The organism is Janthinobacterium sp. BJB401 (assembly GCF_013372745.1).
Classification (GTDB): Bacteria; Pseudomonadota; Gammaproteobacteria; order Burkholderiales; family Burkholderiaceae_D; genus Janthinobacterium; species Janthinobacterium rivuli.
The window spans coordinates 174,121-198,762 of sequence record NZ_JABXFH010000002.1 but is presented as its reverse complement, the minus strand read 5'-3'; the positions used below and the strand labels follow the sequence as shown (position 1 = coordinate 198,762).

Genomic DNA, 24,642 nt, shown 5'->3' with positions numbered 1-24,642 from the left:
TCCTTGCGACTACCGCATTGCTGCGGCGGCAGAATTACTTCTTGTCAGCAACAACTTCAGCAGCAGCGGCTTCAGCAGCAACGTGGCCAGCCGGTACCGAAGCGGTAGCGATGGTCAGGTTGGCGCCGTGGGTGACAACGGTCACGCCAGCTGGCAGGACCAGGTCGCCTACGTGCAGCGAGTGACCGACGTCGATGTTCGACAGGTCAACGTTGATGAATTCTGGCAGTTTGCCTGGCAGGCAAGCGACTTCGATTTCGTTGGCAACGTGGCTGATGGTCGCGCCGTGCAGTTTGACTGCCGGGGAAACGTCAGCGTTGATGAAGTGCAGAGCCACTTTCACGTGGATAGGCTGCGATGCGTCAACGCGCTGGAAGTCAGCGTGCAGAACCAGTTGTTTGTATGCGTGGACTTGGAAGTCGCGCAACAGAACTTGCTGGGAAACGCCGTCGATTTCCAGATCCAGGATCGACGAGTGGAACACTTCTTTTTTCAACGCGTGGTACAGGGCGTTGTGATCCAGCGAGATCAGCACAGGGGCTTCAGCGCCACCGTAGACGATACCAGGGGTTTGGCCGGAAATGCGCAGGCGGCGGCTCGCTCCGGAACCTTGCAATTCGCGTTTAAATGCGATAACTTTCATGTGAAACTCCAAGAAGAACAAGGCTTGCGCCTTGTGTTATGAGGATACCCGCGACCAGGAATCCTCGAAAATGGGTGCAAAACACCCCGAAAACTAAAACACTGCGGCGCAACAGGCAAAAAGCCGGTCGCGCCGCAGGCATTACGTCTGTTTCTATTATCGAATTAATCGATAAAGAGGGAAATAACCGAATCACCCTTGATGATGCGCTTGAACGTCTCGGCCAGCAGCGGCGCGCACGTCAATTGACGGATCTTGCCGCAGGCCAGGGCCGCTTCGGACAGGGGGATCGTATCGGTCACGACCAGCTCATCGAGTGGCGAGGCCGAAATACGGTCGATCGCCGGGCCCGACAGCACCGCGTGCGTGCAATACGCCACGACTTTTTTCGCGCCGCGCTCTTTGAGCACTTCAGCGGCCTTGGTCAAGGTGCCTGCCGTGTCGACCATGTCATCCATGATCACGCAGTTGCGGCCTTCGACTTCACCGATGATGTTCATCACTTCGGACACGTTCGCTTTTGGACGACGCTTGTCGATGATGGCCAGGTCGCAGCCCAGGCGTTTTGCCAGGGCGCGCGCACGTACCACACCGCCGACGTCAGGCGACACGACCAGCAGATCCTGGTAGTTTTTCTTTTGCAGGTCACCCAGCAAAATTGGCGAAGCGTAAATATTGTCGACTGGGATATCGAAGAAACCTTGAATCTGGTCAGCGTGCAAGTCCATGATCAGGACGCGCTCGACACCGGCTTCTTCCAGCATGTTCGCCACCACCTTGGCCGAAATCGCCACACGCGCGGAGCGGGGACGACGGTCTTGGCGGGCGTAGCCGAAGTAAGGAATCGCGGCGGTGATGCGGCCAGCGGAAGCACGTTTCAAGGCATCAACCATCAGCATGATTTCCATCAGGCTGTCGTTGGTTGGAGCACAGGTGGATTGCAAAACAAAAACATCCTTGCCGCGCACGTTTTCGTTAATCTCGACCATTACTTCGCCGTCGGAGAATTTCGAAACGTTTGCTTTACCGAGAGGGATGCCGAGGTTTTTTGCGACCCCCTCTGCCAACGCTGGATTCGCGTTGCCGGTAAAAACCATCAGGTTTTCGTAAGCCATGGGAGTCCCAAGAGGTGATATAGAAGTCTTGAAAAGCACTAACCGGGCATAGGCCCGGTCAGTCATTGTTTAGAATATGCCGCGTGGCGACATATCTGCTTTTTCCCGTACTGGACGCTAACTTCGCATCGACAGACTACGGTGAAACGGTGGCAGGGGAAGAAGGATTCGAACCTTCGCATGCTGGAATCAAAATCCAGTGCCTTAACCAGCTTGGCGATTCCCCTACGTTACTGACTGCTTGCCGTCATGTTGGCCGGTATTATACCGACTATTTGACGCTAAGCAAAATCTTTTTTTGCTCTCTACAACATCGTGAGTATCGGGTGGCGATTCAGCGCTTTTGCCTTCCAGGCGATCCAGACTGGTGGCACATTGCTGAGCACCGCATCCGCTTCTTCCTGACTATCAAACGCACTAAACACACAAGCACCGGAACCAGTCATCCTGGCCTCACCGTAAGCACCCAGCCATTCTACCGCATCTGCTACCGGCTTGAAAAGACTGCATGCCACTTGCTGTAAATCATTCTTACCAAACCCACCCGCATCGCTTCCTTCTGCGAGGTACCTGGAAAAGTCCGCTATTGTGACGGGTTCGGTATTTCTCGTCAAGCCTTCCGCGCAAAAAATTGCGGCGGTCGGCACTTGCACGCCCGGCTCGATCACGACGTACCAGCATTCCGGCGTGGCGACGGGCTGCAGGGCTTCGCCCACGCCTTCGGCAAAGGCGTTTTCGCCAAAGATGAAAAACGGGATGTCGGCGCCCAGCGGCAAGCCCAGCGCCATCAATTCCTCGCGCGTCAAACCCGCCTGCCACAGGCGGTTCAAGGCCATCAGGGCCGTGGCCGCGTCGGACGAACCGCCACCGAGGCCGCCGCCCATGGGCAGTACCTTGTCAATGGCGATATCGACGCCGCGCGGCAAGGCGCCCGTGCGGCGCAACACTTCGGCCTGCAGCAGTGTCGCGGCGCGGATGATCAGGTCCTGCTCTTGCGGCACGCCGGCCAGTTCCGTCACGCGGTGGATCGCCGTGTCGTCGCGCAGCGTGAAGTGCAGGGTGTCGCCATGGTCGAGCAGCTGGAACACCGTCTGCAGCAGATGGTAGCCATCGGCGCGGCGGCCGTTGACGTGCAGAAATAAATTCAGTTTGGCCGGCGCCGGGCAGTTATTCAGGGTAGTCAACGTCATTGTGCTTGAGCGGATGGGGCGGGATCGAGCACGATGCGCAGCGACACGGCATCGGCCTGCGCGCTGGCATTGCGTTCGGCATCGATACGCCGCGGTTGGGGCAAGGCGCCCGGTGTACTGTCAGACGCATTTTGCCCTACTTCTTGCCACGACACATAGCGCAGGCGCCAGCCGTCTTTGGTCGTCACGCTGTCGTTGGCCGGCGAAGCGACGAAACGCTTGCCATCGGCGCCCACGGCATAGCCCTGCAGCCAGTCGCGCAAGCCCGACACGGGCAAGGACCAGCCCAGCATCTGCGCGCTCAGGGTATCGACATCGGGCGCGCTGCGCGGCGCCTTGCCGCTTTGCGTCAACACGGCTTGCTGCGGCGTGACGGCGATCGTCGCCAGGGTGCTGCCGACGGGCGAATACAAGGTCACATCCGTGCGCTGCGCCGTCTGCTGCCAGTTGAAATTGACGGTGGCCGATTCCGGCTTGTCATCTTTCTGGTACACGACGTTCAGGCGGCCCGTCAGCTCGACTTGGTCGCGGTAAGCAGCGACGGCTTTACCGGAGGGCGCGGCGCCGGACGAGAAGGGAGATGGCAGGGTTGAGCAGGCCGAGAGGGACAGGCAAAGAGCGGTGAGAGCAAAGAGGTTTTTTGGCATGGGAAATTTTTTGAGTCCACCCCAAGTGCAAAATCCGGGGTCAGTCCCTGCGGGATCGGAATGCGTTCCATTGGAACGCATTCCCCCTGCAGGGTCTGACCCCAGCATTTGTCCTTGGGTTCAATAATCACAAACTGACATTCAAGCGCGCCAGGGTACTTTTCAGCGCGTCGTTTTTCGGGTCCTTGCCTTGCGCTTCGCGCCACAGCTTTTGCGCTTCGGCCTTGTCGCCCTTTTGCCACAAGACTTCGCCCAGGTGGACGGCGATTTCCGGATCGCTGCGCACGGCATACGCGCGGCGCAGCGCGTTTTCCGCGGCGGCCAGGTTGCCCATGCGGAACTGCACCCAACCCATGCTGTCCATGATGAAGGGGTCGCCCGGCGCCATCTGCAAGGCTTTTTCGATCAGTGCATGGGCTTCGGGCAGACGGATGCCCCGTTCCGCCAGCGAGTAGCCGAGGGCGTTGTAGGCATGCTGATTGTCGGGCGCCAGCGCCATCACGCGGCGCAGGCTCGCTTCCATCAGCTCGAGCTTATCCAGGCGCTCGGCCAGCAAGGCGTAGTCGTACAGCAGTTCCGGATTATCGGGGAAGCGCAGCAAGGCATTTTCCAGCACCGTGTACGCGCTTTGCACGTAGCCGGCGTCGCGCAGGAATTGCGCGTCGACCAGCAGCACCTGCGCCTGGCTTGCAGGATCGTCCGTTTCGATTTCCGTCAGCGCCTTGCGCGCCGCATCGAGATTGCCGCCACGGGCGATCAGCTGGGCGCGGCGCAAGCGCGCCTCGACATAACCGCTTGATGCGCTGTTGTCGACCTTGTCCAGCCAGGCGATGGCGCCGGCCGTATCGCCGCGCGTCTCGGCGATCTGCGACAGTATCATCAGGGCCTTGAACGGATCGCGCGCGTCGCCAGGAGATTTGTCGAGCACGGCGAGGAAGCGCTTGAAGTACTGCTCCGCGCCCTTGGTGTCTTCCAGCTGCAGCGCCACGATGCCGAGCGCATACAGGCCGCCCAGATTATCGGGCTGGCTTTTCAGCAGCAGCAGGAACTGGTCGCGCGCCGGCTCCAGCTGTTTTTGCTCGACCAGCAGGCGCGCATACGCGCCGCGCACTTCGACGGCGTCCGGATTCTTTTGCAAAAAGGCGGCCAGCACCTTGTTTGCCGCCTCCGGTTCGCCCGTCACCTGCGCCAGGGTCAGCACGGCCAGTTCGGAATTCGGCTTGATGGCCAGCGCCTTGTTCGCTTCACGGATGGCGCGCTCACGCTCGCCAAGCGACAGGGCGCCTTGCGCCAGCACCAGGTGCGCTTCGAACATGTCCAGGTAGGGCTGCACCAGGCGCGTAAGCATGGCATACGCAAACAGCTTGTCATTCGAGCGCGACAGGATCTGCTGCATCTGGAACAGGGCCACGCCGCGCGCGCCCCCTGGCGCATTGGCCAGGCGCTCGGCAAAAATCGGCTCCGCTTCCTCGATCTTGTCCGTCAACACGACGAAGCCGAGGAAGAACTGGGTCGCCTCATCCGATTCGGGCGCCAGCTCGCGCCACAGGCGGATGGCCGCCAGCGCTTCGCTGCCCTGCTTGGCGGCCAGCGCCATTTCGGACGCGCGGCGCGCCAGGCGAGGATCGCGCGTCTGCTGCGCCGCCACCATCATCGTCACGTACGGCCCTTGCCACTGGCCGCTCTTGAATTCCATCTCAGCCTTGGTCAGCTTGTACAGCAAGTCGCTGCTCAATTCGACCTTCGGCAAGCCGTCGCCGCCGGCCCCCTCCTTGGAGGTGTCCGGCTCCTGCGGCGCGGCGGGCGCGGCCGCAGTGGGGCCGGCCGCAGCCTCGGCAGGGGCGACAGGCGTCTGTGCCATGGCATGCGTGGCCATCAGGGCGGACAAGGTTACAATGGCGAAAGCGTTTTTCAAAGGCGGATCCTGGCTAAACGGCAAAGTTTGATTCTACGCCCAACGCGGCTATCGCGTACTTCACGTATGTAACGAAATATATATGTCGTGGCGGCGCAGCGTGTCCGGGCCAGCCATCGGCCGGCAACCCGCCTGTTTTTTACCCGGTTTTCCACTATTCGAGCCCTATGCCAGAATTGCCAGAAGTCGAAGTCACACGGCGCGGTGTCGCGCCCCACCTTGAAGGGCGCGCCGTGCGCTCCGTCGTGCTGCGCCGCGACGGCCTGCGCTGGCCCTTCCCCCCTGCCCTGGGCGACCAATTGTCCGGGCAAACCATCGGCCTGACGGGGCGGCGCGGCAAATACCTGCTGATCCACTTTCGCCACGGCACCCTGATCATCCACCTGGGCATGTCCGGTCATTTGCGCGTGCTGCCGCCGGGGACGGAGGCGCAAAAACACGACCATTTCGACCTCGTCGTGGAAGACGCGCAGGGGGGCAGCCAGGTGCTGCGCATGACGGACCCGCGCCGCTTCGGCGCCGTGCTGTGGCACGACGAGGCCGACGGACCGCTGGACGGCCACGCGCTGCTGCGGGGACTCGGCACGGAACCGCTGGAAGGCGGCTTCACGGGCCAGTTGCTGTTCGAAAAAACGCGCAACAAGGGCACCAACATCAAGCAGGTGCTGATGGCGGGCGACATCGTCGTCGGCGTGGGCAATATCTATTGTTCCGAAAGCCTGTTCCGCGCGGGGATCAACCCGAAGACACCGGCCCGGCGCATCGGCCTGGCCCGCTATGAGAAACTGGCGCAAGCGATCCGCGACGTGCTGGCCGAAGCCATCGTGCAAGGCGGCAGCACCCTGCGCGACTTTATCGGCGTGAACGGCCAGTCCGGCTACTTCCAGCAAACGTATTTCACGTACAACCGCGCGGGCAAGCCCTGCCGCGTCTGCGGCGCGCCTATCCGCCAGATCGTGCAGGGACAGCGTTCCACGTTTTACTGCGTGAACTGTCAAAAATAAAGGGGAGCAGATGGTCAGAGACCTGGAACAATACAGCGCATGGCGGCAGGACGTGCAGGCCGCCTTGCAGGCATACCGGCAAGCCGCCAGCGCGGCGGGCCTGGTCGACGGCGCCTCCGCGCTGCGCCTGGCGCGCTGTGGTTCCCGCCTGCTCGACGACCGTTTATCCGTCGCCTTCGTGGCGGAATTCTCGCGCGGCAAATCCGAGCTGATCAACGCCATCTTCTTTGCCGGCTACGGCCAGCGCATCCTGCCTTCGGGCGCGGGCCGCACCACCATGTGTCCCACCGAGCTGCTGTACGACGCGGCCTGGCCGCCATCGATCCGGCTGCTGCCCATCGAGACGCGCGCGCAAAACCTGTCGACCAGCGACTACCGCGACCTGCCCGCCGCCTGGACCGTCCTGCCCCTGAACATCGAGGCGGGCGACGACATGCAGGACGCCATCCGCCAGGTCAGCCTGACGAAAAAAGTCAGCGTGGAAGAAGCGGCCCGCTACGGCCTGTACGACGCCGACGATGCGGATGCCCCCGCCATGCTCGACGAGCACGGCCAGGTGGAAATCTCCATGTGGCGCCACGCCATCATCAACTTCCCCCATCCGCTGCTGAAACAGGGCCTCGTCATCCTCGACACGCCAGGCCTGAACGCCATCGGCACGGAACCGGAACTGACACTGAACCTGATCCCGAATGCGCACGCGGTGCTGTTCATTCTGGCGGCCGACACGGGCGTCACACGCAGCGACATCGAGGTATGGCGCAACCATATCGGCGCCGGCGCCGGGCGCCTGGTGGTGCTCAACAAGATCGACAGCATGTGGGACGAATTGCGCGGCGATGCCGAGGTGGCGCAGGCGATCGAACGCCAGCAAGCCAGCGTGGCGCATCTGTTGACGCTGGACGCGAGCCAGGTGTTTCCCGTCTCGGCGCAAAAGGCCCTGGTGGGCAAGATCAACCACGATGCGGCGCTGCTGGAAAAGAGCCGCTTGCAGGCGCTGGAGACGGCCCTGTTCGAGGAGCTGATCCCCGCGCGCAAGGACATCATCCGGCGCCAGCTGGCGTTCGACCTGGACGCCATCGAAGCGGCGCAGCAGGTGCAGGCAGCGGCCCGCGCGCGCGGCATCGCCGAGCAGCTGCACGAGCTGCACAGCCTGCGCGGCAAGAACCAGAGCGTGATCGCGCACATGATGCGGCGCATCGATATCGAGAAGAAGGAATTCGACAGCAGCCTGTTCAAACTGCAGGCCACGCGCGCCGTGTTTACCCGCCTGTCGACGGAGCTGTACACAAGCCTGGGCATGGACATCGTGCGCGACGATATCGACGGCGTGCGCGCCGCCATGCAGCGCAGCCGCTTTTTCACGGGCCTGCGCGAAGCCGTGCGCCAGTATTTCGAGCGCATCGCCAGCAACCTGGACCGCTCGGAAGGCAAGACGGCCGAGATCACGGAAATGATGAACGTGATGTACCGAAAATTCGCCTCCGAGCATGGCCTGGCGTTGGCCTTGCCGATGCCGTTTTCGCTGGCCCGCTACCGCCAGGAGATCGCCGATATCGAAGCCGTCTACCATAAGCAGTTCGGTACGGCGACCCTGCTCACCACCAGCCGCGTCGTGCTGATGGAAAAATTCTTCGACACCATCGCCTCGCGCGTGCGCCGCAGTTTCACCAACGCCAATGACGACGCCAGCGCCTGGCTGAAAGTCATCATGGCGCCGCTCGAAGCGCAGATCGTCGAGTACAAGGAGCAGCTGAAACTGCGCTTTGCCTCGATCCAGCGCATCCACGACGCCACGGGCAGCCTGGAACAGAAAATCGCCGGCTTCGAAGCCAGCCTGGCGGCGCTCGAACGCGACAAGGCGCAGCTGGCGCAATTGCTGGCCGCCTTGCGCGCCGCCAGCGCGACCTAACAAAAAAACACTGGAAACTCTGCATGAAACGTTTGCTGCATCCGCTCTCGCCCGCCACGGGCACAGCGTCTTTTGAAAATTACGTCGACCCGACTTTTTCCGCCACCGTCATCGCCTGGCAAAAGCAGCATGGACGCCACGCGCTGCCCTGGCAAAACACGCGCGACGCTTACCTGATCTGGCTGTCCGAAATCATGCTGCAGCAAACGCAGGTGACCGCCGTACTCGGCTACTACGCGCGCTTCCTCGAACGCTTCCCCACCCTGCGCGACCTCGCTAGCGCGCCCGTCGAAGACGTGATGGCGCAATGGAGCGGCCTGGGCTACTACACGCGGGCGCGCAATCTGCACAAGTGCGCGCAGCGCGTGGTGGCCGAATACGATGGCGTGTTCCCCAGCGACCCGGCCCTGCTGGCCGACCTGCCCGGCATCGGCCGCTCGACGGCGGCCGCCATCACCGCGTTTTCCAGCGGCACGCGCGCGGCCATCATGGATGGCAACGTCAAGCGCGTGTTCGCGCGCACCTTCGGCATCGATGCCTATCCGGGCGAAAAACGGGTCGAGGAAGCCATGTGGCGCCGCGCCGAAGCGCTGCTGCCTGAGACCGGCATCGAAGCCTACACACAGGGCCTGATGGACTTCGGCGCCACCCTGTGCACGCGCAGCAGCCCCGATTGCGGCCGCTGCCCCTTGCAGCCGCGCTGCGTGGCCTACGCCACCCATCGGGTTAAAGACTTACCTGTGCGCAAGCCGAAGAAAACCAGCCCGGAAAAACACGCCGTGATGCTGGTCGTCATCGACGACGGCCAGGTGCTGCTGGAGCAGCGCCCCGGTTCCGGCATCTGGGGCGGCTTGCTGTCCCTGCCCGAACTCGATGGCCACGTACTGGCCGATGCAGACTCTCCGCGCGACATCGACCAGGATGCGCTGGCGCGCGCCGTGGCGCCATTTGGCGAGATTGAAACACAGGAACGGCTGCTGCCCATCGTGCACGTCTTCACGCACTACAAGCTGCACATCGTGCCCTGCCGCATCACCCTGGCGCGCCGCCTGGCGCTGGCCGGGGAAGCGATGCACGTCTGGTACGACGGCGCGAAAATCGCGGACGCGCCGCTGCCGGCCCCCATCAAAAAACTGCTGCTGGAGCTGTTCGGCGATGCGCGTTCGGCGCAGCGCAGCATGTTTTAGTGCGCAGGCTTGTCCTACTGGCGCTGGCCCTCCTGCTCGCGCCAGTGCATGCCGACACGGCGCTACCGGAGGTGCCAGAGGTGAGAATAGGCGTGCTGGCCTACAAGGGCGGCGACGCCGTGCAGCAGGACTGGTCGTATGTGACGCGCCACCTGCAAGCCAGCATTCCCGGCATCCGTTTCATCCTGGCCGACTATGACCAGGCGGGCCTGACGCGCGCCGTGCAGTCGCAAGCGATCGCCTTTGCCATCACCAGCAGCGGCCATTACGTGGCGCTGGAACACAGCGACGGCGCCAGCCGCATCGCCACCCTGGAATCGCCATGGACGGACTCGCCGCGCCAGGCCATCGGCTCGGCCATCGTCGTGCGCAGCGCGTCGCCGCTGCATGACCTGGCCGACCTGGCGGGCAAGAATGTGATGGCCGTGGCGCCCGACGCCTTTGGCGGCTACCAGATCGCCGCGCGCGAACTGCGCGAAGCGGGCATCGATCCCGCGCACGATTTTGCCAGCCTGCGCTACAGCGGTTTTCCCTCGCAGCAGATCATCGACGCCGTCAGGTCCGGGCACATGGATGCGGGCATCGTGCGCACCTGTTTGCTGGAACAGATGGTGGCGCGCGGTGAAGTGCTGGCCGAGGAACTGCGCGTGATCACCACGCGCCCGATACCCGGCTTTCGCTGCGCCAGCTCGTCGCGGCTGTATCCGGACTGGCCCTTCGTGGCCCTGCGCCAGACGCCGCCCGCGCTGGCAAAAAAAGTGGCGCAGGCCCTGCTGGCCATGCCGCGCACCGAAGAAGGCTACAGCTGGACGGTGCCCAGCGATTACCAGATCGTCGATGAACTGTTCCGCGACTTGCACATCGGTCCCTACGCCTATCTGGACAAGCTGACGTTCGAGACGGCGCTGCGCCGCTACTGGGGCTGGATGCTGCTGGTGCTGGCCCTGCTCGTGGCCTGGGCCGTGCACACGGTGCGCGTGGAATACCTGGTCAGCCGGCGCACGGAGCAATTGCGCGCGGCCCAGCACCAGCAGCGCGCGCTGGAAGAGCAGGCGCGCCAGCGCCAGGCCACGCTCGACCACACGGCGCGCCTGGCGATTTTGGGCGAGATGGCCAGCGCCATCGCGCACGAATTGAACCAGCCGCTGGCGGCCATCGGCAATTTCGCGCGCGGCATGGCGCGCCGCATCACGGCGGGCCGCCTCGACGCGGCGCCGCTGCTCGACGGCGCGCAGGAAATCGCCACGCAAAGCGAGCGCGCGGGCGCCATCATCCGCCACATCCGCGCGATGGCGCAAAAACGTCCCGCGCACAGCACGGCCTTCGCCCTGGCCGACGCCGTGGAGCAAGCAGTATCGCTGTTCCGCGCGGCCCATCCACAGGCAAGGATAGACTGGCGCCACGACAGCGCCAGGCTTGCGCCGCGCGTGCTGGCCGACCCGCAGCAAGTGCAGCAGGTGCTGCTCAATTTATTGAAAAATGCGCTCGACGCGCAGGTGGAAAGCGACAATCCCGCACATCCCATCGGCGTGCTGCTGCACCGTGAAAACGGCGCCTGCACGGTGGCCGTGCGCGACGCCGGCTGCGGCCTCGATGCGGCGCAGATGGCGCGATTGTTCGAACCATTTTTCACCACCAAGGCCGAAGGCCTGGGCCTGGGCATGTCGCTCAGCAAAAGCATCATCGAATCGTTCGGCGGCAGCCTGTCGGCACACGCCAACGCGGATGCGCCGGGCTTGACGGTCTGGTTCCGCCTGCCCGAAGATAGTCATATGGAAGCGCACAAGGAAATACAAGAGGAAACACCATGAGTGAAAGCGATGCGATCATCTTTGTCGTCGACGACGACGCCGCCATGCGCCGCTCGCTGGCCTATCTGTTCGATTCGGCCGGCTGGAAAGTGGAAACGTTCGAGTCGGCGCGCGATTTCCTGCAGCGCTACGAGGGTCAGGCGCCTGGCTGCTTGCTGCTCGACGTGCGCATGCCTTTGATGAGCGGGCTGGAGCTGCAGCAGGAGTTGTCGCGCCATGCGATCTCGCTGCCTGTGATTTTCCTCAGTGGCCACGGCGACCTGGCCATGGCCGTGCAAACGATGAAGGCGGGTGCCTGCGATTTTCTGGAAAAGCCGTGCAAGGATCAGGTATTGCTGGACGCCGTCTCGCGCGCCGTGGCCCGCAGCGTGGCAGAAAGCCGCAGCGCCGCCAGCGCGAATACGGCGCAAACGGCACTGGCCAGGCTCACCGCGCGCGAGCGCGAAGTGGCGCTGCTGATGGCCGAAGGCAAAGCCTCGAAAGTCATCGCCCGCGAACTGGGCATCAGCGATAAAACGGTGCAGGTGCACCGCCATAACACGATGGAAAAACTGGGCCTGCACTCAGCAGCCGAGGTGGCCCGGCTGCTGATGGCAGGTGGACAAATCTAAACCCGCACGATGCGCGCCGGCAGTCCCTGCCGCACCGACGTGCCCGAGACGGGATCGACAAACACGTTCTTGTCGCCGCGGCTCGGGTCCGTCAGCCCCAGGTCATTCAGGTTGATGCCGGCGCCGATTGCCGGCTCGTCGGGCTGGCGCGATTTGCCGATGCGGTGGGCGCGCGCGCCGTGCTCCTTGTGGCCGAAACCGTGTTCGATGGCGATCACGCCGCGCTGCACGCCGTGTCGCAGCATCACCGTGGCCCTGGCCTTGCCGCCCGGCGTCTCCAGGTAAATTTCATCGCCATTTTGCAGCTTCAAGCGCGCCGCATCGTCAGGATGCACGGCGACCGGGTTGTCGGGATGGATGCCGCGCAAGCGCCGCGCACCGATGCTGTACGAGTTTTGCAGCGCCGACTTAAAACTGATCAACTCGAACGGCCATTCACTGGCCGGATAGGTTTTACGTACGGGCGTGCCGTCGGCAAACGCCGCGACTCTCCACGTGGGCGTACCGGGGAAACGCTTGCCGCTCAAGCTGTTCTTGCTCACGCCCAGGCCTTCGTTGTACAGCATCATCGGCTTCAGATAGCGGTGCGTGGACCAGTCCTGCGGGTACGGCGTCTCGTCGATCACCGGCACCGGAGCAGCCTGCGCCTTGGGGTTCGCGGGTGGCGGCAGGCGCAGGCCGAACATCTCGCCATAGCTCTGGTAGCGCCCTCCCCGCGCCAGCATGAAGGCCACCTTGCGCCACTCTTCCGGCTTCAGGGTGCGCTCCAGTTCGGGGCGGATGCGGGCAACGCCGGACAGCTCGATGTCGTCGTCGCTGGCGTCAGGCACGGACGTTTTTCCTTGCCAGGCGATGTTGGCGCCGCCGCGCAGATACCAGTCTTCCGCGCGCTGCAGGGGGAAGCGCTGGCCATCCGTGTCTTGCAAGGCGTCCGGACCGAAGCCGGGCAAGGCCATCGTTTTTGCCAGCGCGATGAAGAACGATTCCATGCAGATGGTCTGGCCGTCCAGCGTTTTTTGCACGCGCGGTTCGACCACGGGCCAGCGCGCCGTGCTCATTTTGACGGGCATGCCGCCCCAGGCGCCGGCCCAGCCCCAGCTTTCATACAGCAAGGTATCGGGCAGCAGGTAGTCGGCAAATGCCGAGCTTTCATTGATGAAGGGGTCGATGGCGACGATCAGTGGAATCTTTTTCGGATCGGCCAGCTCTTTGCCGATCTGCGCGCGCAAGCCCGTGATGCCGTAGACGGGATTGCAGCTCCACAGGATCAGCGCCTTCAGAGTGTACGGATAGCCGTTCATGGCGCTGGTGAGCCACTCGGTCGCCAGCGCGGGCGCGTTCGGATACCACGGCGCCCTGGCCGGATACGCCTTGCCCGCTTCTTTCTTCAGCTTGAATTCCGAGGTTTTTTCATACGGCACATTGCGTCCGATCGGCATGCCGGCCGCCTTGATCTCGCCGTCGAAACTCTCGAGGTTGTAGCGCGGACCGGGGCCCGCATCCTTGAAGCTGCCGCCGTTGACGAGGGTGCCGCCCTTGCGGTTCAAATTGCCGATCAGGGTATTGAGCATGACCAGCGCATACGCGTTATAAAACCCGGCGCCCGACATCATGCCGCCGTGCGCATTGACGGCCGCGCGCTTGCCATGGCTGGTGAGTTCCTGCGCCAGGCCTTCGATGATGTCGCGCCCGATGCCGCAGGCGCTTGAGTATTCATCCATGCTGTGGCGCTGCGCTTCTTCGTTCAGCATCGTCATGGCCGTCTTCAGGTGCAGCGGCGCGCCAAGCACGTCCAGCGGGCCGTCGAAGAACAATCGCGCCTCGCCCTTGGCGGCATTGTGCGGCACGATGGCTTGCGTGGCGGCGTCGATCACGCAGAAAGCGTCGCCATCCTTGTAGCGCTCTTCTTCCGCCAGCTCCACCGCACCGATGTCCGACGCGCGCAGGTAGCGGCCGTCGCGCGCGTGGCCCTTTTCGTTGATGATCAGGTGCGTGGCATTGCACCAGGCGGCTTCGCCCGCCGCTTCCGCCACCTTCAGATTCGGCTGCACGAGGAAGTTGCGGTCATAGCGTTCGTGCTCGATGATCCAGCGGATCATGGCCATGGCCAGCGCGCCGTCCGTGCCCGGTTTGATCGGCACCCAGCGGCTGCGGTCGCCCGCGGCCAGGCTGTCCGCATTCGTCAGCACGGGGTCGACGACGACATAGCTGAATTCGCGCTTGCCGGAACGGGCCTTGGCGATCAGGGTGCCCTGGCGTTTGAACGGGTTGCCCGCATTGCCCGGCGCCGTGCCGACGAAAATACAGAATTCCGTGTTTTCGAGGTCCACTTTCGCATGCGGCATTTTCTTCATGTCGCCGAACATGGCGCCCGAGCCGCTGCGGTAGGCGCCGCCGCAATACGAGCCGTGGTTGACCAGGTTCAGACTGCCGTACGACTGCTTGAAAAAGCGCGTGCCGAACGCCAGGCGGCCATCGTCGGTGCTGCACATCAGGCCCACCTGATTGACTTGCGGGCCCAGTTCCGGCTGCGCCGGATCGATCGGTTTTTCCAGTTCGCGCAAGGCACGCAAGCCCTGCACGTGGCCCTCGCCAAACAGGTCGCCGCCTTCCGTCACTTCCTTGACCAGTTGATCGAAAGCGATCGGCTCCCACTGGCCGCCGCCACGCGGTCCCACACGCTTCATGGGCGCCAGCACGCGGAACGGCGACTCCATCTGTTCCAGCACGCCGTTGCCGCGGCCACAAGCCGTCGAGCGGCCCTTCAAGCCCTTTTCCTGGAAGCGCGACAGCGACACAAAACTGTCGCGTATCGAGGTTTGATATGGCAGCGCCGGATCGGCCGACAGGGGGCTGTACGGGTTGCCCGCCACGCGCAGCACCTTGCCGCTTTTTTTATCCAGGCGCACGCGCACGCCGCAAAACGTGGTGCAGCCCATGCACATGGTATAGCTGACCTGCTGGTCAGGATTGACCGTCAGCTTGCCCGTGGCCGTGTCGACGGAAAACTCGGGCGGCCGGGAGTTGCCATGCAGTTTCTGCACGGGTTTATCTTTACCCAGCGCGTGGTCGACCATGCGGCCGGCCGTGGTGGAAAAGCTGGCGGCAAAGGCGGCCAGGCCGCCGCCAATGGCGCCGTAGCGCAGCAGCTTGCGGCGTTTTTCGTTTTCGTCTTCAGGGCCGTCGTTGCGGTCGTCGTTGTTTGTGCGTTCGTTCATTTTTGACTCCTCAGTGCGTGGCCATGGCGGGACGGTTGCGCAGCATGCGTCCGGCCCATGGCAAAAATTCCAGCATCAGCAACAGCAGCGCGATCCACAGGCCGGCCGTGCCGATAATCCCCATCAAGCCATCGTTCCCCATTGGCAGGTGGTAGTCATACAGGCCGGCGCCCGTTTTCGGGATCGTCTGGCCGCCGATGAAAATCGTCCAGCGCATCATCCAGGCGCTATGCAGCGCGATCAGGCCATTGACCAGGCCACTCGTGGCCGGGCGCCAGATGGCCAGGGCCATCGGCACGATGGACGACAGCACGGCCCAGACGGCCGTGAACTGCCATTGCGGCATGCCGGCCACCTGGGTGAACGCCATGCTGTGGCTGGCGCTCACACCGGAGAGACTGACGAACAGCCAGCCGCCGCCCAGCGCCAGCACCAGCGCCAGCGACAGGGCCAGCGCGCGGTTCAGCGACACTTCCAGCGCCTGCTCGCGGCCCGGCAGGAAACGGTTGAACAACAGCGCCAGGCCCACCGCTCCCACGAATGCCGTGGCGGCAAATTGCGCCGGCAGGAAAGGCGTGAACCACAGGGGGCGGGCACGCACCACCATCACTTCCATGCCCGTGTACAGGCCCACGACAAAGGCGGCCAGCAAGGTGAAGGCGGCGGCGGTGACGATGGCCTTGCGCGATGCGGCGCCACCGCGCCCCAGCAGGCGGTAGGCCCAGGCCAGGCGATCCTGGCCCTGCCCCCGCGTGGAAAAGTCCACGCGCAGCGCCAGCCACGCGTACAGCATCAGACAGCCCAGATACAGAGGAATGAAGAACGAGCCCCACGACATCCACGATTGCGGCTGGAAGTAAATATAGAAGTGGTAGAAGCGGCCCGGCCCGTGCAAGTCGGCCAGCAACGCCACGGGCGCCGTCATGCCGCAGACGAGGGACGCCAGCAGCGCGATGCGCCCCAGGCGTTCATACGCCTTGCGGCCGAAAACGAAGTACGGCAAGGTCAGCATGAAGCTGCCGTAACTGAGGCCGATGAGGAAAAAATACTGCACCGCCCACGGCAACCATGCCGCTTCGCGCGTGACGTTGACAATTTCGGTGATGTGGCTGTCCATGGTTTATTTCCCGTGTTTGCTCGGTTGCCAAAGAGTCGCTTCGCCTTCGACGTGGCCGGCGAAACGCGTGTCCAGTCCCAGGTAAAACACGTGGGGCTGGGTCCCTTGCTCGGGCTTGAGCACCTTCACCTTGTTCTCGGTGAGCAGCTGGTGCACCAGGCTTTCCGTGTCATTCAGGTCGCCGAAGATGCGCGCGCCGCCCACGCAGGTTTCCACGCAGGCCGGCAGCAAGCCTTCGTCGACGCGGTGCGCGCAGAACGTGCATTTGTCGGCCTTGCCCGTTTCGTGGTTGATGAAGCGCGCGTCGTACGGGCACGCCTGCACGCAGTAGGCGCAGCCCACGCAGCGGTCGCCATCGACGACGACGACGCCATCCTTGCGCTGAAAGGTGGCGCCCACGGGACAGACGGGAATGCAGGGGGGATTGGCGCAGTGGTTGCACAGCCGTGGCAGCATATAGGTGCCGCAGCGGTTTTCTTCCTTGACTTCATAGGTCGAGACGACGGTGCGGAAGCTGTTTTCCGGCACGGCGTTTTCCATGATGCAAGAGACCGTGCAAGCCTGGCAACCGATGCATTTCTGCACATCGACCACCATCGCCCAGCGCTGGCCGCCTTCGCCCTTCGTTGCGGCCTTGCTGGGCAGCGGCGCGATGGCCGCCCCGATGGTTACGGCTGGCAAGGCGCGCAAGAAACTGCGGCGCGATTCAATCATGACACTCTCCTTGACTATGGGCGGCAAGCCCTTGTTGACTTGCTGCCATGATAGAAAAGAAGGTGCTGCGGGGATATTGGGGTGATCGGGTGGGGACCTAGATGATCATGCCAATTGACAGGATCGACAATGCGGAGTAAAGGCGCCGCGCCAGCAATGTTGTCGGATTCCCCATGACCGCCTGTATTGGTAGGTCGGGTTAGCCGGCACGGCGTAACCCGACACGCAGCGTCACGCGAGCATGTCAGTGCCCGCAGTGACCGTTACAGCTCGTCGAGCGAATACAGCCTGCGATGCTCGCGGATCGCGTAGCGGTCCGTCATGCCGGCGATGTAGTCGGCGATCTTGCGCGCCTGTTGCGTGACGTCGCCATCCTTGAGTTGATAGTCGGGCGGCAGCAGGGCAGGTTCGGCCATGAAGCTGTCGTACAGTTCGCGCACGATGCGGCTCGCCTTTACGCGCATGCGGTTGACCTGGTAGTGGCGATACAGGTTCGCCCGTAAAAAGCGTTTCAGGTCCGTCGCGTCCTTGCGCATGGCGTCCGAAAAACGGATCAGCGGGGCACTGGCGCGCACTTCGTTGACGTCGCGCGGGGCGGCATCGGCAATGAGCTGCGTCGAGGTGACGATCAGATCGTCGGCCAGTGCCGTGATCAGGCGGCGCAGGGTTTCGTAGATGGCGCGCCGGCCCGACAGACCCGGGAACGCCTGCTGCACCTCGCGCCACAGGCGGCCGAAGAATTCCACCTCTTCCAGCTGGGCGATGGTGATCAGGCCGGAACGCAGGCCGTCGTCGATATCGTGGCTGTTGTAGGCGATTTCATCGGCCAGGTTGGTCAGCTGCGCTTCCAGGGTCGGTTGCGTGCGGTCGATGAAGCGCTGTGCCACGGGGCCGAGTTCGCGCGCATGCGCCAGCGAGCAGTGTTTCAAGATGCCTTCGCGCGTCTCGAACATCAGGTTCAAGCCATCGAAGGCGCCGTAGTGTTCTTCCAGCGTGTCGACCACGCGCAGGCTTTGCAGGTTGTGTTCGAAGCCGCCATGCTCCTGCATGCATTCATTGAGCACGTCCTGGCCCACGTGGCCGAACGGCGTGTGGCCCAGGTCATGCGCCAGCGCGATGGCTTCCACCAGGTCTTCGTTCAGGCGCAGGTTGCGTGCGATCGAACGCCCCACCTGCGCCACTTCCAGGCTGTGCGTCAGACGCGTGCGAAACAGGTCTCCCTCGTGGTTGAGGAATACCTGGGTCTTGTATTCGAGACGGCGGAAGGCCGAGGAATGGATGATGCGGTCGCGGTCGCGCTGGAACTGGCTGCGCGAGGCGTGCGGCGCCTCGGCAAAGCGACGTCCCTGCCCCTGTGCCGAGTGGGCCGCATACGGAGCCAGGAAGTCTTCCGGCAGCATGTTATTGCACTCCGGCGGCCAGGGTGGCCAGCACCAGTTCATGGGGTGCGGACGTGATGCTCGGGCTGCCCAGCGGTTTCAACAGGATGAATTTGATGGCGCCGCCCTCGTTCTTCTTGTCGACCTCCATCAGTTCCAACCAACGCGCGACACCGAGGTCCGGCGCCTTGACGGGCAGGCCAGCGGCGGCGACGAGTTTGCGCACGCGCTCGACGGCTGCCTGGTCGATATAGCCCATGCGGCACGACAGGTCCGCCGCCATCACCATGCCGCAGCCGACGGCTTCGCCGTGCAGCCAGTGACCGTAGCCCAGGCCCGCCTCGATGGCGTGGCCGAAGGTGTGGCCGAAGTTCAGGATGGCGCGCAAGCCGCCTTCGCGTTCGTCCTGGCGCACCACATCGGCCTTGATTTCGCACGAGCGGGCGATCGCATATGCGAGGGCGCCCTTGTCGCGCGCCATCAGCTTGGCCATGTTCGCTTCGATCCAGTCGAAAAACGCGGCATCGATGATGGCGCCATGCTTGATCACTTCAGCCAGGCCGGCTGACAGCTCGCGCGCCGGCAGGGTTTCCAGGGTCGAGGTGTCGGCGATCACGGCGCGCGGCTGGTAGAAGGCGCCGATCATGTTTTTGCCCAGCGGGTGGTTGATGCCCGTCTTGCCGCCGACGGAGGAATCGACCTGCGCCAGCAGGGTGGTCGGCACCTGCACGAAGCCGATGCCGCGCATGTAGCTGGCGGCCGCATAGCCGGTCAGGTCGCCGATCACGCCGCCGCCCAGCGCCACCAGGGTGGTCTTGCGGTCGCATTTATTGGCCAGCAGCGCGTCGAAGATCTGCATCAGGCTGGCCCAGTTTTTATACTCTTCGCCGTCCGGCAGGACGATGCAGATCACTTCGCGGCCATCGCTGGCCAGCGCCGCCTGCAGGCGGCCCAGATACAGGGGCGCGACGGTGGTATTGGTGACGATGGCCACCTTGTGGCCGCTGATATGGCGCAGCAGCGAATCGGCGTCAGCCAAGAGGCCGGGACCGATGGCGATCGGATAACTGCGTTCGTCGAGGTCTACGCTCAACAACATTTTGGATTGCTCGTTCATCGAAGGCTCTGCATGAATGACGCAGTTGGGCGAAGCTTCGCATTCGAGGCTGGCCAGCTGCATCAGGATGGTCTGGACCATCGATTGTACGTTAGGACGGCCCGTGTCGATGACAATGTCGGCCACTTCCATGTAATGGGGCTCGCGCTGCGCCGTCAGCTCTTCGAGCTTCCTGCGCGGGTCGGCCGTCTGCAGCAGCGGACGATTCTTGTCGTGGCTGGTGCGCGCCAGGATGTTGCTGACGCTGGCGCGCAGATACACGACCGTGCCCCGTTCCTTCAGGTAGGCGCGGCTGTCGGCATTGAGGATGGCCCCGCCGCCCGTGGCCATGACGATACCTTGCTGGGCGCTCAGGTCGCGGATGACCTCGGCCTCGCGCCGGCGAAAGCTGGCCTCGCCCTCGATTTCAAAGATCCACGGGATGGTCGCGCCCGTGCGTGCCTCGATTTCGTGGTCGGAATCGACAAAGCGCAAGCCCAGCTTGCGGGCCAGGATGCGCCCGATCGTGGTTTTGCCTGCGCCCATGAGGCCGACAAGAAAAATATTACTGTTGGAAATTTCGGACACTTTTTGCATTTCACTCAGGCGACAACCCTGTCTTGCCACTGTCGCCCTGTGACTCCATTATTGGCATGTGAACGTCAGTTTAAACGGATAGCTGGTCATTCGTAAATGTGGAGTTGTTACATTAATATTGAAAGTGGCGAAATTGGGTGCCGTGCACGTCGGCGCCACAGTACTGCCGATGGTAACGATATGGCTGGTTCCTTGGTAGGGCACGGTCTGAGTGGCAATATTGGGGAAGATTTTCTGTACACTGGAAGGCGATACCCCACCAGCGGACGCACCTACAATGTTGCTAATTTCGATAGTCGTACCGCTAGGCATCGGATTACCATTGATATCGTTAATCTGCAGGGTAAAGACTTTCGACGCGGTCCTGCCCACCGAACCCAGGTCATTCACATTCATTCCCTGGGTCAGCTCCGTGCCGCCATTCAGGAAAACTTTGCCTGGCACGCTACCGCTCATGTAGAAACCGATGCGGTCAAAGATGGGCGTGGCGCTGCCATCGCTGGTGCTGGCGCAAATCGTTCCCACGCCGGCACGCGTAAAGTCGCTGCTGCCCAGGGGGCCGTTGCACACGGTGGCCGGCAGATTCGGTATCGGCGTGCGCGGATCCTGCGCGCGGAAATCGACGGAGCACGCGCCATTCTGGGTGTTGCAGCCGCCCTTGCTGGAACTGCCCACGACACCCACATTGCTCTGGAAGACCACTGGCGTGCCATCGGCAACCGGGTTGCCAAACTTGTCCCCGATCGCCACCATGACCGATGCCGATGGCACGTTGCCGTTGGTATCGAGCGTCAAGCCTTCCAGATTGCTATCGCTCATCGACAGTGAAAAGGCCCGCTGGACAGGCACGCCCGTGGTGACGACGATGGAATCGGACAAGGTCGAAATATCCTGTCCTTTCAGCGTCGCCTTGATACGGAAGGACAACGGCGTGTTGCGGGAATTAACAGTGGTGGTCACTTCACCATTGACATCGGTGATCCCTGTGGCCAGATTCAATGTTACGTTGGCGGCCGTATCCGCTTTCTCGAAGACCACCTCGCGTCCCGCCAGCGGATTGCCCGAAATATCGAAGACGCGGAATTTCAAGGTGGCGGTTTCCTTGCGCAACAAGCCGCCTTCGCCCTGGATGACGATGGATTTATCGACAGGATCGGCGGCATAGAACTGGATCGACGCGGCCTTGGGCGCTTCAACCGTCAAGGCGGCGCTGCGGCTGCCGGCAATGCCGCTGGCCGATGCCGTAATCGTATCTTTCATGCCGCAGCCCTGATCGCGGTATCCGACACTGGCATTGCCGTTGACTGTCTGCACCACGCTGGCAAGCGTCGCCTTGCCTGCGGTCACGCAAGTCGAACTGAAATTGACCGCGATGCTCTGGTTCGTGTATTTCACGCCACCGGACAGGACATCTATCGAGACTTGTGAGGTGCCATAAGCACTGATCGATGCCGGCGACAACGTCAATTCGCCGAACACGACGCTGGTAGCACCAACAACAAAGTTCGTGCTGCCGCTGACCGTCACGCCATCTTTGACGGCAGCGACCGTCAGCGTTCCAGCGCCGCTCGCGGCAATGCCAGTCGGACGCATAGTGACACTGGCCACACCCTTGCCATCCGTCAGTGCAGTACCGATATCCGGCGTAAACAGGACCAGCGCATTGTCTGCCGCAAAGGTGACCAATGCATTTGAGACTCCGGCACCATTCTTGTCGAGCACCACCGCACTGGCCGTCAGCGACACACTGCTGCTGATGGTATTGCTGGCCTGTCCATTCGCATTAAGCAAGCTGACGCTGACCGTCGCTGGAACGCCTGCCGACGTGCCACCATTGCCACCACTGCCGCCGCCATCGATGGTCGGATCGCCGCCACCGCCGCCGCACGCGGCCAGCAAGGCGCCCAGCGCCAGCAAGACCAGCCAATTCGCTACCCGACTCCAATAAATATTGCTCAAAGATACATTCCGCATAGTCGCCATCAGTCCGCTTTCGTTTGCATTGTTACTTAAACGTAAAGATGTGACATTAACGTGTTGCTGGCCGATCTGCCACTATTTTCGGCGTAATAAACACCATCAGTTCCGTTTTTTCTTGACTGCGGCCCGTGCTGCGGAAAAAAACACCGAGCACGGGGATGTCACCCAGCAGCGGCACCTTGCTGTCCGTGCCCCGCTCGGATTGCTGATAAATGCCGCCCAGCACCACCGTGCCGCCGTCTTCCACCATCACTTGCGTGCGCACGTGCTTGGTGTCGATGGCAAAGCCGGAACGCGTTTCCTGGCCCACGCTGTCCTTGTTGACGTCCACTTCCAGCACCACGTTGCCGTCCGGCGTGATCTGCGGCGTCACTTCCAGGCGCAGGTTCGCCTTGCGAAAGGTGATCGACGTGGCGCCGCTGCTGGTGGCCACCTGGTACGGCAGCTCGATGCCCTGCTCGATCAGCGCCAGCACCTTGTCGGCCGTCACCACGCGGGGACTGGAAATGATCTTGCCCCGGCCGTCCGCTTCCAGCGCGGACAGTTCCAGGTTCAGAAAACGGTTGGCGGCCGCCGAAAACAGGCTCAGGGCGAAGCTGGCCGGCTGCAAGCCATTGATGCTGGCGGCGGGCAAGTTGACGAATTGCGAGTTCGGCACGAAAGCGCCGCTGCCGGCCACCGTTTGCCCCGTCGCCTCGCCCACGCCCTGGTAGCTGCCGCCGATGGCCGCGCGGCGCCCGCCGCCGCCCAGGGAAAAACCGGGCAACTGGCTCGCCGCCAGGCGCTGGTCCGTAAAACCCAGGCGCGCACCCAGGTTGCGGCTGAAACTGTCGTTCGCCTCGACGATGCGCGCCTCGATCATCACTTGCCGCGTAGCAATATCCGTCTTCGCGATCAATTGACGGATCTGCTCCAGGCGCACCGGTACGTCGGTGACGAACAGCTGGTTCGTGCGCGGCTCGATCAGCACGCTGCCACGGCGCGACAGCAAGCGGCTGCGCCCTTCCCCCGCATCCAGGCCGAACACGCTGCGGAACGCTTCGGCCTTCTGGTAATTGAGCTGGAAGATGGCTGATTGCAAGGGTTCCAGTTCGGCGATCTGCGCGCGCGCTTCGAGCTCCAGTTTTTCGCGCGCCAGCATTTCCTCGCGCGGCGCGATCCACAGCACGCTGCCATTGCGCCGCATCTCCAGGCCCTTGGCCAGCAACAGCACGTCGAGCGCCTGGTCCCACGGCAAGTCGCGCAGGCGCAGGGTCACGTTGCCCGCCACGCTGTCGCTGGCGACAATATTTTGGCCGGACGCATCAGCCAGGATGTGCAGGGCCGCGCGCACGCCCACGTTCTGGAAATCAACGGAGATTTTGTCGCCCGCATACAGACGCGGCGCCGATACGTTCACCACGGCATCCTGGGCCAGACTGCTGGCATGCAGACACAGCATGGCGGCCCAGAACATGCGGCGCGGCCTCACGGCGCCGCCTCGGGCAAGCTGGCCTTCGGCCCCGCCCCCGCCACCTGCAAAGCCAGGCTGCCGCGCCGCTCGCGCCAGGGGCCATCCGCCTCGCGCAGCAATTCACGGTACTGCAGCGCCCGTTCACTGATGTCCGTCACCACGCCGTGATCTTGCCCCAGGTACTGGCCCACTGCCACCCGGTACACACGCTGGCCCGCCAGCAGCAGCGCGCTCAGGCGGCCGTCCTGCTGCACGCTGCCGACCATGCTGATGGCCGGCAAGGCCACGCTTTCCAGCGCTTCGCGCACACGGCGCGGATCAGGCCCCGCCACGCCGCCACGCTGACCGGACTCGGGCGCTGGCGGCAATGCATTGAAAGGATCGGACAGGGCCGCCGCCGCGTAGGGATACGGCGCGACGGCGGCAAGCGGGCGCCAAGTTGGTGTCACTGCGGGCGCGCTGGTCTTTGGAGACAATGCCGCTTGCGCCGCCCGCTCCCCCGCTTCAGGCAAGCGATACGCGTGCAGCACGGCATCGAGGGTCAGCAAGCGATCCTTGCCGAGGTTCAAGGCCAGTTCGTGCACCGTGACGAGGCGCGGCAGGCCCGCCAAATCCGCCAGCAGCGCGCCCATGGCGTGGTAGCCGCCACGCAACTGTATGGCGATCGGCAAGGCGACATACGGCGCTTGCGGCTGGGACGCACCGGGCTTGAACAGGGAAAATTGCAAGCCGCGCGACTGGCCTGCGGCGTTAATCTGCGTCAACAGCTGCGCCATCGCCTGCTGATCGGGTAATTGCTGCTCCAGCAGGGCCAGTTCGGCGCCGGCCTGGCGCTGCTGCGCGCGCCATTGCGGCAACTGCTGCGCCCTGGCCCGCGCCGACAGATAAGTGGCGCGCAAGCGGGCCTCCTCACTTTGCGCCACCTGCACGGCAGTCATCAGCCCAGCCAGCCACACGGCGTGCAGCAGCGCGGCCACCAGCGTAGCGGCCAGGGTGGCGCAAGCGAGGCGCGCGGGTAGCGGCCACAGCGACGCGGTCTTCAAGCTCAGCATG

The 24,642-nt window shown here is 63.3% G+C and carries 17 protein-coding genes, 1 tRNA gene and 1 pseudogene; 5 read left to right on the top strand and 14 right to left on the bottom strand.

The window, feature by feature from the left end; all coding sequences use genetic code 11:
• Positions 1–34 precede the first annotated feature (34 nt).
• From HWE17_RS02580 to HWE17_RS02555, 6 genes are all read right to left on the bottom strand, one after another.
• Positions 35–643: a 50S ribosomal protein L25/general stress protein Ctc gene (locus tag HWE17_RS02580; protein WP_176387707.1), complete on the bottom strand. Its 609-nt coding sequence runs from the start codon at positions 641–643 to the stop codon at positions 35–37.
• 164 nt (positions 644–807) lie between these two features.
• The gene (locus HWE17_RS02575; protein WP_034753270.1) at positions 808–1,758 is read right to left on the bottom strand and encodes a ribose-phosphate pyrophosphokinase; all 951 of its coding nucleotides are present in this window, start codon (positions 1,756–1,758) and stop codon (positions 808–810) included.
• A 150-nt stretch (positions 1,759–1,908) separates the two neighbouring features.
• Positions 1,909–1,985: transfer RNA gene (locus HWE17_RS02570), tRNA-Gln, on the bottom strand.
• A 78-nt stretch (positions 1,986–2,063) separates the two neighbouring features.
• Positions 2,064–2,948, bottom strand: a complete 885-nt coding sequence (ispE, locus tag HWE17_RS02565) for a 4-(cytidine 5'-diphospho)-2-C-methyl-D-erythritol kinase (RefSeq protein WP_176387706.1) — start codon at positions 2,946–2,948, stop codon at positions 2,064–2,066.
• Positions 2,945–3,595, bottom strand: coding sequence for an outer membrane lipoprotein LolB (locus HWE17_RS02560; RefSeq protein ID WP_176387705.1), 651 nt, complete (start codon positions 3,593–3,595; stop codon positions 2,945–2,947). Before HWE17_RS02560 ends, ispE begins: the two co-directional genes overlap by 4 nt.
• Before the next feature lie 127 nt (positions 3,596–3,722).
• A complete protein-coding gene (locus tag HWE17_RS02555) occupies positions 3,723–5,510 on the bottom strand; it encodes a tetratricopeptide repeat protein (RefSeq protein WP_176387704.1) in 1,788 nt (595 codons plus the stop codon).
• 167 nt (positions 5,511–5,677) lie between these two features.
• On the opposite strand from HWE17_RS02555, the gene mutM reads away from it, so the two are divergent.
• The 5 genes from mutM to HWE17_RS02530 are packed head-to-tail and all read left to right on the top strand — an operon-like array spanning position 5,678 to position 12,035.
• Positions 5,678–6,514 (top strand): bifunctional DNA-formamidopyrimidine glycosylase/DNA-(apurinic or apyrimidinic site) lyase, encoded by an 837-nt coding sequence (gene mutM, locus HWE17_RS02550; protein ID WP_176387703.1) that lies wholly within the window; start codon positions 5,678–5,680, stop codon positions 6,512–6,514.
• Positions 6,515–6,524: 10 nt separating this feature from the next.
• On the top strand, positions 6,525–8,426 hold the full coding sequence (locus HWE17_RS02545) for a dynamin family protein (protein ID WP_176387702.1): 1,902 nt from the start codon (positions 6,525–6,527) through the stop codon (positions 8,424–8,426).
• A gap of 23 nt (positions 8,427–8,449) precedes the next feature.
• Entirely contained in the window at positions 8,450–9,613 is a 1,164-nt protein-coding gene (mutY, locus tag HWE17_RS02540) for an A/G-specific adenine glycosylase (protein ID WP_176387701.1), read from the top strand.
• Positions 9,613–11,424: a sensor histidine kinase gene (locus HWE17_RS02535; RefSeq protein ID WP_176387700.1), complete on the top strand. Its 1,812-nt coding sequence runs from the start codon at positions 9,613–9,615 to the stop codon at positions 11,422–11,424. The genes mutY and HWE17_RS02535 overlap by 1 nt, the downstream gene beginning before the upstream one ends.
• The gene (locus HWE17_RS02530; protein WP_176387699.1) at positions 11,421–12,035 is read left to right on the top strand and encodes a response regulator transcription factor; all 615 of its coding nucleotides are present in this window, start codon (positions 11,421–11,423) and stop codon (positions 12,033–12,035) included. Before HWE17_RS02535 ends, HWE17_RS02530 begins: the two co-directional genes overlap by 4 nt.
• Here HWE17_RS02530 and HWE17_RS02525 read toward each other — a convergent pair.
• The 8 genes and pseudogenes from HWE17_RS02525 to HWE17_RS02490 form a co-directional block, all read right to left on the bottom strand.
• Positions 12,032–15,253 carry a molybdopterin dinucleotide binding domain-containing protein gene (locus HWE17_RS02525; RefSeq protein WP_176387698.1) on the bottom strand — a complete coding sequence of 1,074 codons (3,222 nt, stop codon included), beginning with the start codon at positions 15,251–15,253 and terminating at the stop codon, positions 12,032–12,034. The genes HWE17_RS02530 and HWE17_RS02525 overlap by 4 nt on opposite strands.
• Before the next feature lie 10 nt (positions 15,254–15,263).
• Positions 15,264–16,370 carry an NrfD/PsrC family molybdoenzyme membrane anchor subunit gene (nrfD, locus tag HWE17_RS02520; protein ID WP_099401306.1) on the bottom strand — a complete coding sequence of 369 codons (1,107 nt, stop codon included), beginning with the start codon at positions 16,368–16,370 and terminating at the stop codon, positions 15,264–15,266.
• Between the two features lie 3 nt (positions 16,371–16,373).
• Positions 16,374–17,084, bottom strand: a complete 711-nt coding sequence (dsrO, locus tag HWE17_RS02515) for a sulfate reduction electron transfer complex DsrMKJOP subunit DsrO (RefSeq protein ID WP_176387697.1) — start codon at positions 17,082–17,084, stop codon at positions 16,374–16,376.
• Positions 17,085–17,347: 263 nt separating this feature from the next.
• Positions 17,348–18,484 (bottom strand): deoxyguanosinetriphosphate triphosphohydrolase, encoded by a 1,137-nt coding sequence (locus HWE17_RS02510; RefSeq protein ID WP_176387696.1) that lies wholly within the window; start codon positions 18,482–18,484, stop codon positions 17,348–17,350.
• A gap of 1 nt (position 18,485) precedes the next feature.
• Positions 18,486–20,156, bottom strand: coding sequence for a bifunctional shikimate kinase/3-dehydroquinate synthase AroKB (gene aroKB, locus HWE17_RS02505; RefSeq protein WP_176387695.1), 1,671 nt, complete (start codon positions 20,154–20,156; stop codon positions 18,486–18,488).
• A gap of 48 nt (positions 20,157–20,204) precedes the next feature.
• Positions 20,205–22,115: an Ig-like domain-containing protein gene (locus HWE17_RS02500; RefSeq protein ID WP_176387694.1), complete on the bottom strand. Its 1,911-nt coding sequence runs from the start codon at positions 22,113–22,115 to the stop codon at positions 20,205–20,207.
• Positions 22,116–22,185: 70 nt separating this feature from the next.
• A pseudogene (locus HWE17_RS02495) lies at positions 22,186–23,517 on the bottom strand (type IV pilus secretin PilQ); the annotation flags it as partial.
• Positions 23,518–23,603: 86 nt separating this feature from the next.
• On the bottom strand, positions 23,604–24,641 hold the full coding sequence (locus HWE17_RS02490) for a pilus assembly protein PilP (protein ID WP_152598823.1): 1,038 nt from the start codon (positions 24,639–24,641) through the stop codon (positions 23,604–23,606).
• Between the last annotated feature and the right edge of the window lies 1 nt (position 24,642).

What these genes read in the sequence shown, in the direction of transcription:
- HWE17_RS02580 (WP_176387707.1), bottom strand. Translation starts at nt 643, where the DNA reads ATGAAAGTTATCGCATTTAAACGCGAATTGCAAGGTTCCGGAGCGAGC.
- HWE17_RS02575 (WP_034753270.1), bottom strand. Translation starts at nt 1,758, where the DNA reads ATGGCTTACGAAAACCTGATGGTTTTTACCGGCAACGCGAATCCAGCG.
- ispE (WP_176387706.1), bottom strand. Translation starts at nt 2,948, where the DNA reads ATGACGTTGACTACCCTGAATAACTGCCCGGCGCCGGCCAAACTGAAT.
- HWE17_RS02560 (WP_176387705.1), bottom strand. Translation starts at nt 3,595, where the DNA reads ATGCCAAAAAACCTCTTTGCTCTCACCGCTCTTTGCCTGTCCCTCTCG.
- mutM (WP_176387703.1), top strand. Translation starts at nt 5,678, where the DNA reads ATGCCAGAATTGCCAGAAGTCGAAGTCACACGGCGCGGTGTCGCGCCC.
- HWE17_RS02545 (WP_176387702.1), top strand. Translation starts at nt 6,525, where the DNA reads ATGGTCAGAGACCTGGAACAATACAGCGCATGGCGGCAGGACGTGCAG.
- mutY (WP_176387701.1), top strand. Translation starts at nt 8,450, where the DNA reads ATGAAACGTTTGCTGCATCCGCTCTCGCCCGCCACGGGCACAGCGTCT.
- HWE17_RS02530 (WP_176387699.1), top strand. Translation starts at nt 11,421, where the DNA reads ATGAGTGAAAGCGATGCGATCATCTTTGTCGTCGACGACGACGCCGCC.
- HWE17_RS02525 (WP_176387698.1), bottom strand. Translation starts at nt 15,253, where the DNA reads ATGAACGAACGCACAAACAACGACGACCGCAACGACGGCCCTGAAGAC.
- nrfD (WP_099401306.1), bottom strand. Translation starts at nt 16,370, where the DNA reads ATGGACAGCCACATCACCGAAATTGTCAACGTCACGCGCGAAGCGGCA.
- dsrO (WP_176387697.1), bottom strand. Translation starts at nt 17,084, where the DNA reads ATGATTGAATCGCGCCGCAGTTTCTTGCGCGCCTTGCCAGCCGTAACC.
- HWE17_RS02510 (WP_176387696.1), bottom strand. Translation starts at nt 18,484, where the DNA reads ATGCTGCCGGAAGACTTCCTGGCTCCGTATGCGGCCCACTCGGCACAG.
- aroKB (WP_176387695.1), bottom strand. Translation starts at nt 20,156, where the DNA reads ATGCAAAAAGTGTCCGAAATTTCCAACAGTAATATTTTTCTTGTCGGC.
- HWE17_RS02490 (WP_152598823.1), bottom strand. Translation starts at nt 24,641, where the DNA reads ATGCTGAGCTTGAAGACCGCGTCGCTGTGGCCGCTACCCGCGCGCCTC.